We start from the raw sequence: 12171 nt of genomic DNA, 5'->3' as shown, positions 1-12171 counted from the left end.
GGCTCCAGGCGTGGTCCCAGTAGCGTTGCACCCGCAGCGCATTCTTGAGGATGGCGCTGCGATCCGAAAAGGATTTAGTGCCTATTACCCTTCCCACTCGGATGTGCAAGCCATCTTGCCACTCGGCGCATTGCGCAGGCGGTTCAGGAAATCCAGCTGGCTTTTGGCCGTTTGATTCCCTTTTGCCACGGCTTGCCGCAGCCAGTGCACTGCTTCACAGCGATCCGCTTTCACCGCGGTGCCATACAGGGTTGGGCCTGCCAGAAGAATCCATGCCAGTGTTTCCTGGGCTTGTGGCTCGCCATCCCGAGCCGCCTGGCGCAGCAACGCGAGCATGGAGGCGTAGTCACCCGCAGTCTGGGCCTCCAGGGCCAGTTGAAACCGCTGCTCGGAAGTAGTGGCCATGTCCAACGGCAGCGGTGCCGCCTGCGCCAGCGCGCCGGACAGGGCCGCTGCGATGAACAAGCCATGCCGTGCATGCCGGGCCAGCGTGGCAATTGGGGTGGCAATTGGTGTGGCAATTGGGCGGAATTCGAATCGCATTTTTGTCTCCACTTGAACTGAGTGGCCCCATCGTCTTCGCAATCCCGGTCCCTGAAAATTCGGAATTGTCAAAGGCGCCCTCAGGGCCACCCAGAGGCTGACTCGAATCGGCCGTGCAGGCCCGGCGCGCACGGCTTCAGCCCATGAACCCCAGATCGATGGGATACGTCGAGCCGCCGAAGTTGCCGATGTGCGGCAGCACCCCCGCCAGCTCGGTATTCGCCACGCCGAACCAGCGCGCCAGGGTGGCGGCGTACTGGTCCACGGCAGTGCTGGGCAACAGGCGCCCCTGGCCGACATGCCACTGGTCCTCGCTGCCGCTGCCGTTGCCCACGCTGATGGGCGGCGGCGCGCCATAGAAGGACGCGCCACGCACCGCGCCGCCCACCACGAAGTGGTGGCCGCCCCAGCCATGGTCCGAGCCGTCGCCGTTGGACGTCAGCGTGCGGCCGAAGTCCGACGCGGTGAAGGCCGTGACCTTGTCGGCCACGCCGAGTTCGGCCGTGGCGTTGTAGAAGGCCGTCATGGCGCTGCTCACCTTGTCGAGCAGCTGCGGCTGGTTGGCGATCAGGTTGTCGTGCAGGTCGAACCCGCCCAGCGAGACGAAGAACACCTGCCGGCGCGTGCCCAGCGCGTTGCGTCCGGCGATGAGCCGGGCCACCACCTTGAGCTGGTCGGCCAGCGGGTTGTTGGCAGGGAAGGCGGTGGACAGGCTGGCGCTGGAGAGGGCTGAAGAGATCTGCCCCTCGGCACTGATGGAGCGCTGCGTGACGCGGGCGTACTCGGCCTCCATCGCGTGGCTGCCGGCCGTCTGCACCAGCTCGCTCAACAGGCCGCGCACGGCGGTCGATCCATAGACGCTGGTGCCCTTGACGGCGTTGATGGGCACGGCGCCGCCCGGGCTGATCTGGTACTGCAGCGCCTGGTCGCCCGAGAGAAACACGGCGTTGCCCGTGGCCGAGATACAGGTGAAGAGCGACGTGGCGTTGGACGACAGCGCCAGGTCGCCCAGGTTGCCGCCCCAGCCCAGGGTGGAGCCTTCTGCGCCCTGCGACTGCCACACCGACTGCTGGTCGTTGTGCGAGAAAAGCTTGGGCGGCAGCGGGTAGCTGCGCCGGTCGCCGGTGGCATATTGGGCCCGCGTGAGCGGCACCAGCAGCGGGCCGACGTTCAGTTGCACCGCAGCGCGGCCCGCGTTGAAGAGGCCGGCCAGGCCCGTCATGGATGGGTGCAGCGCGTACTGCATGCCACCGGCCAGCGCCGTGCGGGGCTGCAGCAGCGTATTGCCCAGCGCGGCGCGGGCCAGGGCAATGCCACCGGCCGTGCCATCGCTGTTGCCGCCGCGGATGGCGGAGTACTGCCCGTAGCGGGTGCTGTCGTAGGGCACGACGGTGTTGGCGTAGTCGCAGCCGCCATAGAGGAAGACGCAGACCAGCGCCTTGTAGTCGCTTGCCTCGAAGGCGGCGGCCTCGCCCAGCGCGGCAAGATTCAGGGCGAGGGGCAGGGCGGTACCGGCGGCGGCCAGTTGCGTGCTGCGGCGCAGGAATGCGCGGCGCGTGTGGCGGGCGGGGTCGATGAAATTCATGGAGATGTCGCTTTGCTTTGCAGACGTTCGGTCACTTGTTCGGTCACTTCTGCACCAGATATTCGGGGCTGGCCATCACCAGCAGCACGGCGGCTGCCACGCGGTTGAGCTGGGTGGCGGTGTTGCTGGTGGCCGTCACCGGCGTGGCATTGAGCGCTGCCACGATGCGCGCCTGCGTGGCGGCCGATACCTGCCCTGCCGACAGCAGCAGCGCCACCTTGCGCACCAGCGCGGCGGCGTCGGCCACCAGGGGCAGCAGGTTGGCGTAGCTGCAGGTGATGTCGAAGCCGTTGGCTGCGCTGCTGCCGCCCTGGGGCAGGTCTGGCGCGTTCACGTAGTAGCCGAAGCGGATCACGTTCTGCATGAAGTTCAGGTAGCCGCTCACGCTGGTCTCGGTGACGATCTGGAACTCCGGCGCCACCTGGCCCGTCGTGGCCAGGGGCGTGGAGGGCGGCACGTAGCCCGGGCGGAAGAAGTTGAACACCGAGCCCGAGCGCAGCGGGCTCTGGCCCAGGCGGGTGGCCGGGTCGCTCAGGTTGTCGATCTTCCAGGTGCCGCGTGCCGACCGCAGCCCGAAGGTGCGGCCCCACTGCACGAAGCGCACCATGGGCTCGCGCAGGCGGCCGTACTGGGGGCTGGCAAGCCCTGCCGCGCCGCGCGCCTCCGGGTCCAGCAGCACGGTGGCAATCACGGCGCGCAGGTCGCCCCGCGTGCCGCTGCCGTTGTCGGCGAAGGCGGCGGCCACGCGCCCCACATAGGCAGGGCTGGGGTTGCTGGTGACCAGGCGCTGGATCAGCTGGCGCCCGATGAAGGGCCCCACGTTGGGGTGGTTGAACAGCGTGTCCAGCGCCGCCTTCAGCGCCGCTGGCCCCGACGTGCCCGCAGCCACGGTGGTGCCCAGGAAAGTGGCGGCCAGCGTGGAATGGCGCGCGGCGTTGAAGGCCATGGGCAGCAGCGCCTGCTGCAGCCCCGTCACCGTGCTGCCGCTCAGGTTGGTGGGCTGGTTCTTGCTGGTGTCGTAGTCGTAGCCGGTGAAGACGCGCGCCAGGTTGCTCACATCGGCTGCCGAATAGGTATCGATGCGATTGCCGTTGCCGTCGCGCTGCTCGGTGCCGTCGGGGTTGAGGCGGTAGAGGCCGATGGTGAACAGCTGCATCACCTCGCGGGCGTAGTTCTCGTCGGGCTGGCGGCCGCTGCGGGCGTCTTCCTTCTGGTTGCCGCGCGTGCTCAGGTAGATGCCCATGGCCGGGCTGAGCGTGACGGCCTCCAGCAGCGTGCGGAAGTTGCCGAAGGCATGCTGGTTCAGCAGATCCCAGTAGCCGGAGGCCAGGAAGATGCTCCAGGGCTGCTCCAGCCCCGTGGTGGAGACCACCATGATCTCCGACAGCGCCAATGCCACACGCTTGCGCACGGCGTCGCGCTCCGTGAAAAGCTGGCTCCAGAGCATGAAGTCGGAGGGATACGAGACGTTGTCGTAGCGCGTGCCGGCCTCTGCCACGCCGTAGCCGCGCTGCATCAGCCAGGCCGTGCCCGTGGTGTCCACGGGCAGCGCGAACTGCTCGGCCAGCCAGGGGCCGTAGCCCTTGGCGCGCAGCGCTGCGATCTCCTCGTCGGTGGCCGAGAACTGCGCCTGCAGCAGGAAACGCGCGGCTTCTTCATCGCTGGCGGGGGTGGCCGTGGTGCCCGTACCGGTTCCGCCACCAGGGCCGGCGCCCGTGCCGCCAGTGCCGGTGCCGGGGGCTGAATCGCCCCCACCGCCCCCGCAGGCCACCAGCAGCGCGGCCGCAAGGGAGGAGGCCAGGGCGGGAGGAATCAGGGAGCTCTTCGGTTCGTGGCCGAGGTGGCCGGGCTCTGCGCAGGCAGGCAAGGAATCCGCGGGCGCGCGGTCGGGCGGCTGCAGCGTGGAGGCTGCAGCCTGTGGTGTGGGGTGCATTGTGGGCTTTCAGGCAGAGGCCGGGGCGTGGCAACGAACTGCCTCGCTCTTCGGCGCGTGGCGCAGAGTGTTCCAAGGATTTCGGAGGTGCGCAGCCACCTTGCAGCCCAAAAGCGTGTCAAGACGTTATACGGCGCAGGGGCGTCAGGGGGCTGTATGCAGGGTTGACGCTGTGGAGCCTGGGCAAAACCCGATGTGGGCCGCTCGCCTGCCGGTGTTCTGAGGGGATGCGCAGCGTTGTGCGGGTGCAACCATTCGGGCGGATTGTCATAGGGCTTTCTCCTGCTGCAGGCTGAAGAATGCGGCTTGACGTCTTGGGGCCGTACACCTGAGTGCGGTGCGTCTGCACGGTGCCGCGTTGCCGAGCGGCATCTGTCGCCTGGCGTTCGCATGGCAAGGCTCCTGAACGCTGCACGCAGGCTCAGCCACTTCCGGGATGCCAAGGTCAGGCAATCTTCAGGTTGCTAGTGCGTGTAGGGTGAAGTCATCCGTGCAAGTTACCTGAAGCTTAGGTTTTGCACTTCATATTTGAGACCGCCGTAAATCAACTGTACAAAGACAATGATGAGAATCTTCTTTATGTTGGTGGGGATCATGATTTCCGGCACCACGTCTGCTGGTGAGAAAAATTCACCACCAATCCAAGATTTAAAAGAAGTAAAGAGATCTGCAGATGAATTCTTGATAAAGGAAAACAGGCAGAAGAGAGCGCAATTCACTGCTGTTCGAATCAATCCAAAAATAGTAGTCGAACAGTGCGCTGTTCCACTTGAATCGGACTGGGCATCTTCAGACAGTGGAGTTCTAGGAAAAAGAGTTCAAGTTGCCTGCAGATCGACATTGCACGACAAAAAGGGTTGGCGTGTTCTGGTGCCAATTGCAGCGTCAGCCACACACAATAATTAGAGTGAAATTCCATGCGTCAGGAATGCTTGGCTACCGCGCAAACGAAGGGCGAATCCTAGAGGCGCTGATGCCGATCAGTAGCGCCGTTGTTGTAGCGCAATGCCACTGGATAAGCTCTAGGTTGCTGCAAGGGCTGGCACGCAGCGCCTCGCTCGCTCGCCGCTGGTTCAATATCATGACCTCGCGCGGCTTTGGCGGCGCTTTCTGAGAAGCTGAGGTGAATGGAGTGACTAATATGGGCCAAGGTGATCCATGGCCACGAGACTATGCCGATTGCTGGCTGTCGGAAGTCGACCCTTTGCGGTCGTTCCATGAACTTCGGTCAAGGCCCGCCGTAGCAGCGGCTGCTGCCCATCACGGAAGAGGTTTCCACGACTGCCGAAGGGCAAAAACTGTTAATACGTCATACGGCCGCTTATGGTGAGGTATAAGCGATGCCGAGGCGGTGCATATTTTAAAAGCCGCTTTTAACGTCTATGAAGATTAATTTTTATATTATCTGTAAATAAACGGTCTTCACCCCAGGATGAAATAAATTTTCTTGAGTGAAGCCATTTTACGAGATCTAGATTCTCAGGGCTATTTTTAAGCCTCGGCGTAGCATAGCCTGGTTTAATCTCAGAGAATGGATGCGGCAAAATGGCCAAAATATGACGAACTTCTCCAACAGACATAAGAGAATGATATTTGTTAAGCAGTGAGATTTGCGCTGTTACAGGGCGAGAATGAATTATCAATGACTGAGCAATGCTGCTATCAATTTTTGATATATTTCCGCCCGTATTGAAAATAAGCTGACCGATAAGTGCCGATCGTTCTGGAAATTGTTCTAGCGCTTCCAAGTTCATCAATGCGACTATTCGGAGCTTAGCTGAACTATGAATATCAGATCGTAGAAGCTTCTCATGTAAATCGTCGTCAAGTGAAAAGCTGTTGTGATCATTAAGATAAATTTCGATGTTGTTCTTGAGAAAAATGGCATCCAAATCCTCAATATCAGCCATTGCATCAAAATTTTCTTTTGTGAATGTGATTTTTTCTTCAGATATCAGAATTCGAAGCTTGGCTGGTTTAAGTCCTTGAGGCAGATTTTGGATCGGCTTCGGCAGGGCTTGGATATAAGCTTTATAGGCAGAATCAGACAGCGAATCTGCATCAAGAAGGAAATGATGCAGCCTTGATAAATCCGCATCGCTTGGTATGGGATGTTGCAGGATAGCCTCACGTACAACTTCTAAATCAAGAAAATCAATTAGACTATTTGCCTCAAACCCAGCAGATTCTATGAATTCGAGGCAGTTGGTCCAAGTTGCTTCTATCGAATTTAGCTGGAAAAGTGTCGCCAGCAATGTCACGGGAACACCCTCTAGAGTCGGCAGCTGGGCTCTCTGCATTTCAAGAAATTTTTGAAGAGTGCTGTGATCAAGTGAATCTTGATTAAGAATGGCTAGAATCGCAGGGACATCCTCATCTGAATTTTCTTGCAACTCTAAAAGAATATTGTTCAGGTAACTATTAAAATTTCGCTCCACCCTATTTATCAAGGCTATGTTGTTCATCGAACGAATGGTGGTGAAATTCCTTACGCGCATTGGCTTCAGGTCGCTCTGTATCAAGATTTCTTGATAGATATATTCAAGATTCGTTATCGTGAGCTCGTATCTTCCTTCATCGAACATGAAGCGTACAATTTCAGGATAATCCTTGATGTCAGTTAGATTACTCACCTCAAAATCTAGACAATCAAAGCGGTCGGGTTCTAAATCTGGAATATTTGCCAGAATTTTGGGAAGATTCGCAGCAACAAATTTCGATAGATCGCTAAAATCATTTGCGAGTGTTTTTAGTGATTCTATCGGTATATTTGCGATCAGTTGGCTCACGTGAGAAATATTGTTAGGGCTGGCAATTAGATTTGGTATAAGATTTTTCCAAGCGTCGGCCAATTCCTGTAGAAGCACAGAAACGTTAACGCCGCTGGCGTAATAAGCGCTGAGAAATTCTTCGCAGCTCTCGAAATTTGATGAGAGAAAATCAAAAAATTTCTGTGCTTGAGTAAGGTTAATACTCTGGTCGCTTAGAAGGTTATCGACAAGCCTAACATTCAAGACATAGCGTTGCCGAAAATCTTCATCTCGCATTGCCGCAATGACCTCTTTGGGATTGTCAAGCGGAAAGTTTGGGTCAGGCGCGACGAATGCCCTTATTTGAATTAAAAACCTGTTGTCATTGGGTGACAGGCGGCCTGAGTGAAAAAGCGAAGTGTATTGATAGTAAGTGTCATCGAGATGGCCTTCTAAAATCAAAAAACGAGCGAGTTCCCCGTTCTCTTCAAAGCATTTGAATAGCTCGTCTATGTAGTCGGCGTTCAAGCGCAACAGCTCATTTAGCTTTGCCACTCGGAGTTGTGGGATTTTTGATCTGAGATCGTGAATTTTTTTCAGAATCCTATTTTTTTTATCAGACTGCTTATTTTCGATCTCTTCCTTGCGCTGAAAGTAGGATTTTTGAGAATCCACTTCGGATTGCAGATTGGGATTGTCAATCCAAGACGAGTTATTATTGGGAATGTGCCAATATATGCGTGGTGCCACAATCAGTTGTTCGAACGCGTCGCTACTTACTAATTGAGTCAGCGAAATCAATGTGTTCCGATCAATGCCAACATTGGCAACGCCTGCCGGAAGCTTCTCAATAAGAACCATGGCATAGACCTGGCGCAACTCTCGCAAATCTAAAGGCGTTTGCCGCTCGCTAATTTCAATTATTTTTTCGAGCTCCTCGATCTCTTTCCTATATCTGGTTTCGCCTTGTCTAATGAGTTTATGCTGATGCTTCAATATTTCAGCGAGATTTCCTTCATCGCGGTGCAGTCGCTCAAAATCCCTTGGATAGACATTTTTATAGATCAGTATCGCCAGAAGCTTGTTGGCATCGAGCAGGTTATCTCCGTCGGTTTCCAAATTGGCAGCATAAATAGTGTACTCATTAAATATATTGTTAATCAACCTCAGGTCGTTTAGGTAGCGTGAGACCTCTCGCAGAAATTGTCGATCGAGACGTTCGTCAAGTGCAAGTCTTCTCCCTTGCTTCAAAACCATGTCGATCGAATTTGACGTGTTGATAATTGGAATTACTGGAATAATAAATTCAAAAAACTTGGTTCGATCGGTATTAACAAACATGTCGTCGCGCAAGGCGTAGAGAAATCTGACGGTCCGGTTTATACCCGCATTCTCATTTACGAGGCTATTTATTTCGCGTAATGTTACGAAAATTTCGCTATCATTGAATCGATCCAGATCCTCGATAATTACGAGATCGTAATCGGTTGACTGAAAGAAGTATAGGATTTCATCCAAGTGACGGTTTAGTATTGATGTTTGGTCATCATGCGCAGGCCGTATCTCAACGTCCTTCAATGAAACGCTTTTAAGAGATAAGCCGAAGCTGGCAACATAAAAATGATGCAGCGCCATCCATAAGAACATTATTGCGAATGTACCGATCCCCAGATTGAATCCATTGCTAAATGCGAGCGGGGTGAAAAATTTTCCACTAATAATGTCCAGTCTTTTGCTAAACACGAAAAAAAGAGCGAGAATTCCCAGTGTTATATATAGCGATTTAAAGATGGACCAAAAACTAGGCGACTGGATTCTTTTAAACCGTGATAGCGGGAGCTTGTTAGCGTCAGCGCCATAAAGCATCTGCTGCAGAATACTTCTCTCAATTTCTTGGCGGCTTACCTTCTCCTCACCCGAATTGGTCTCGGGGACAAACGTCGCAAGAGAGATATGAAGAGCAGGCCGTCGATAATTTTTCAAAAAAGATTGAATAATGCTGCTCTTTCCCGATCCGTAGGGGCCAGTTAGGGCAATATTGGAAACCTTCGCATTGTTTGTTGCAAACAGAATCGCCTCGGAATAAACGCCAGCGTTGTCCGCCTTATCAGTTGGCGCGAGATCCAAGAACTTGGTGTGGATGTCGGTGGAGCCATCTTTAGCTTCCAACCAAGACAATACACTATTGAGGCTGTTTGCAAGCATGCGGATTAGAGGGAGAAGATTTTTCTTCATAAAAAGCTCATCCATCCAATTTTCAAGAATAGCATTGCATTTCTCCCTAAATTTTTAAAACTATCTGAGGATAACCTGGCTCCTATCATTGAGCATTTTTAATGCGCTTGATCAGGGCAGAACACTATCGTGCTCACTTTATGGCGGTTTCCTACGAGGATCGAAAGATTGCTTTTTGTCGCAAGCGCCTGTCCGTACGAGGTTGTAGAGAGCATCCACCAACAACTGACAGCCATTGTGCTGCAACTCACTCGCTACCTGTCGTTAGACAGTCGCCAACGTCAATGCTCGGATGGCGGATTGAGCGGCGTCCGCTCCCTGAACACTTCCGCGGACCGACAGCGACCAGCCTGAAGGAGGCGGCCAAGCGGGCATTGCCACTGGTAGCCTTTGGCTGGCAGCACTCCTTGACAAAGCGTCACCGCCACACCTTTCTACTCGCCTATCCACCTCACCCATTACATCCCCCGGCGCAACCCCAACATCTTGCACAGCTTGAAGGCAGACCGAAGGCTTGGCCTCGTATCACCTTCTGTGAAGAGCCTTCCCTGCCTCTTTACAAAATTCCAACTACAGGTGGCAGACAGAGACTTGGTAAAGCCGGAAGCTTTGCTGTCCGGTTCTCTCGCTTCCACTGCGTGCAGTGGCTCTGGGACCGGGACCCTCTCGACAGGACTCCAATGCCCCAGCCAACCCCCGCCACCACACCCCCACCCAAACTCGAAGACCTCGCCATAGACGCCGTCCTGCACATGGGCGCCGCGCTGGATGTGCTGGACCTGCACGCTCGCCACAAGGTCACGGCCATCAATTGCGTGTGCCGCGATCTGCTGCGCATCTACTACGTGAAGGCCGACCAGGCGCAGTCGCTGGAGCCGGAAGACAGGGAACTGGTGGGACTGCTGCACGACACGGCGGTGAACCTGGGCTATGCCATTGAGGTGGTGGAGCATCTCAATGGCGATGAGGCCGACGACCCCATTCTTTATGCCGTGAGCTATCTGCTCAGGGCGGCGAAGCGGTTTGCGGATGAGGGTGTGTCGGTGGCGTTGGCCTGAGGAGTGCTGCAGGCGCGGATGGCCTGCGGACATGGCGGGAACGAGGCAAAAAATGGGCGAAAAAAAGCGCGCCCCATGCTGAAGCGCGCTGCCGGGTGGGGGCCGTGGGTCAGTCCTTCTTGGCCCGGATGACTTCGCCGCCCACGGCGTCGATCTTGACTTCCATGAGCGTGCCGTTGGCCTGCAGCACTTCGACCTGGTAGCTGGTCTGGCCCCAGTGTGAGTCCAGTTCCGCGCTGACGGGCGTGCCGGGGGTGTGGCGGGTGGCGGCCTGGATGGCCTGCTCAATGGTGGACTTGGCCTTTTCCAGGCGCTGGCGGTCCTTGCGCTTGGCGGCGCCGTCGTTCTTGTGCTGGGCTGCCTGGCCGGTGATGGCGTTGACCCAGACTTCCACGCTGTCGCCGGCCGGGGTGATGACTTCGATTTCGTAGCGCGGGCCCGTGCCGTCGCCGTCGTCCAGCTGGGCTTCGATGGCCTTGCCGGGTACGGCCTGGGTGGCGCGGGTGATGGCCTGCTCCAGCGGGATCTTGGCCTGGCTGGTGATGGTCTGCCATTCGGCCACCGACTTGGCTGCGGCGGGCAGGGCGGCGGTGGCGCAGGTCAGGGCCAGGGCGATGGAGAGGGCGGCGGTGCGTGCGAACGGGGCAGGCTTCATGGGTGTGGGCTCCTTCGGGAATGGGGTTGGACAAGACAACGGTCGGGGCCATTGTCTCCACCGTCCCGGAGAGCGGTTGTCGGAGAGGGCGCCCTTTGCCCCCTCCGGGGTGCTGCGGTTTGATCCAGCACAACCTCTGCGTTCAGAGGCCCAGCACCTTGGCCACGTAGTCGGCGTCCTTGTCGCCCCGGCCCGAGAGGTTGATGAGGATGTGCTGGTCCTTGGGCAGGCCGGGCGCCACGCGCATGGCCCAGGCCACGGCGTGGGCGCTTTCCAGCGCGGGGATGATGCCTTCCACGCGCGACAGCTGCATGAAGGCGTCCAGGCATTCCTTGTCGGTGACGGATTCGTACTGCACGCGGCCCAGGTCCTTGAGGTAGCTGTGTTGCGGGCCCACGCCCGGATAGTCCAGGCCCGAGGCAATGCTGTGCACGGCAGCCGGCGTGCCGTCTGCGTTTTCCAGCACGTAGCACTTCATGCCGTGGATTTCACCGGGCTTGCCCATGCTGAGGGTGGCTGCGTGGCGGCCGGGCTTGTCCGTGCCTTCGCCCGAGGGCTCCACGCCGACGAGCTTGACCGAGGCATCGCCCAGGAAGGCCGTGAAGATGCCCATGGCGTTGGAGCCGCCGCCCACGCAGGCGGCCACGTGGTCGGGCAGCTTGCCGTGCCTGGCCTGGAATTGCTCGCGCGCCTCGCGGCCGATGATGCTCTGGAAGTCGCGCACCATCATCGGGAACGGGTGGGGGCCGACCACGGAGCCGATGGCGTAGATGTAGTCGGTGGGGTTGGTGAGGTATTCCTCGAAGGCGCTGTCCACGGCCTCCTTGAGCGTGGCCGCGCCGCGCGTGACGGGCACGAGCTTGCAGCCCAGGATGCGCATCTTGGTGACGTTGGGGTGTTCCTTCTCGATGTCCACCTGGCCCATGTGGATCTCGCAGGGAATGCCCACCAGTGCGCAGGCCGTGGCCAGGGCCACGCCGTGCTGGCCGGCGCCGGTTTCTGCGATGACCTTCTTCTTGCCCATGAACTTGGCCAGCAGGGCCTCGCCCAGGCAGTGGTTGATCTTGTGGGCGCCGGTGTGGTTGAGGTCTTCGCGCTTGAGGTGGATCTGTGCGCCGCCGAGCTGCTCCGACAGGCGCCGCGCGTGGAAGATGGGGCTTGGGCGGCCCACGTAGTCGGCGAAGAGCTGGGCCAGTTCCTGCTGGAAGTCTTGGCGTTTGGTGATTTCGGCGTAGGCGGTGTTGATGTCGTCCATGGCCTGCTTGAGGTGGGGCGGGACCAACTGGCCGCCGTAGGGGCCGAAGTAGCCTTCGGTGTTGGGCATGGGGGCGAAGTTGGGGGGTGTAGTGGTCATGGTTGCTGGCGGGTGTTCTGTGGAATGGCGGATGTTGGCGGTGGCAGCTTACGTAGGG

Annotated in this window: 8 protein-coding genes; 2 read left to right on the top strand and 6 right to left on the bottom strand. The window is 57.8% G+C overall.

Annotation, left to right across the window (positions count from 1 at the left end; genetic code table 11):
* Positions 1-84: 84 nt before the first annotated feature.
* The 3 genes from ACRSCF_RS15105 to ACRSCF_RS15095 form a co-directional block, all read right to left on the bottom strand.
* Positions 85-543, bottom strand: coding sequence for a sel1 repeat family protein (locus ACRSCF_RS15105; RefSeq protein ID WP_016454741.1), 459 nt, complete (start codon positions 541-543; stop codon positions 85-87).
* Between the two features lie 136 nt (positions 544-679).
* Positions 680-2128, bottom strand: coding sequence for a DUF1501 domain-containing protein (locus ACRSCF_RS15100; RefSeq protein ID WP_034367406.1), 1449 nt, complete (start codon positions 2126-2128; stop codon positions 680-682).
* A gap of 43 nt (positions 2129-2171) precedes the next feature.
* Entirely contained in the window at positions 2172-4061 is a 1890-nt protein-coding gene (locus tag ACRSCF_RS15095; protein WP_244451668.1) for a DUF1800 domain-containing protein, read from the bottom strand.
* A 594-nt stretch (positions 4062-4655) separates the two neighbouring features.
* Between ACRSCF_RS15095 and ACRSCF_RS15090 the strand changes: the two genes are divergently transcribed.
* On the top strand, positions 4656-4967 hold the full coding sequence (locus tag ACRSCF_RS15090; protein WP_158528297.1) for a hypothetical protein: 312 nt from the start codon (positions 4656-4658) through the stop codon (positions 4965-4967).
* A 467-nt stretch (positions 4968-5434) separates the two neighbouring features.
* Here ACRSCF_RS15090 and ACRSCF_RS15085 read toward each other — a convergent pair whose 3' ends face one another.
* Entirely contained in the window at positions 5435-9046 is a 3612-nt protein-coding gene (locus ACRSCF_RS15085; RefSeq protein WP_244451667.1) for a P-loop NTPase fold protein, read from the bottom strand.
* A 680-nt stretch (positions 9047-9726) separates the two neighbouring features.
* Here ACRSCF_RS15085 and ACRSCF_RS15080 point away from each other — a divergent pair.
* A complete protein-coding gene (locus tag ACRSCF_RS15080; protein ID WP_034367409.1) occupies positions 9727-10104 on the top strand; it encodes a hypothetical protein in 378 nt (125 codons plus the stop codon).
* A gap of 109 nt (positions 10105-10213) precedes the next feature.
* Here the strand turns inward: ACRSCF_RS15080 and ACRSCF_RS15075 are convergent, their stop codons facing one another.
* Both ACRSCF_RS15075 and trpB read right to left on the bottom strand, forming a co-directional pair.
* Positions 10214-10759 carry a PepSY domain-containing protein gene (locus ACRSCF_RS15075; RefSeq protein ID WP_016454747.1) on the bottom strand — a complete coding sequence of 182 codons (546 nt, stop codon included), beginning with the start codon at positions 10757-10759 and terminating at the stop codon, positions 10214-10216.
* 142 nt (positions 10760-10901) lie between these two features.
* Entirely contained in the window at positions 10902-12113 is a 1212-nt protein-coding gene (gene trpB / locus ACRSCF_RS15070) for a tryptophan synthase subunit beta (protein ID WP_244451666.1), read from the bottom strand.
* Positions 12114-12171: the final 58 nt, after the last annotated feature.

The organism is Delftia sp. 11MD (assembly GCF_050907895.1).
GTDB lineage: Bacteria > Pseudomonadota > Gammaproteobacteria > Burkholderiales > Burkholderiaceae_C > Comamonas > Comamonas tsuruhatensis.
The sequence above is the reverse complement of the archived record's forward strand: the minus strand, read 5'-3'. Positions and strand labels throughout refer to the sequence as shown.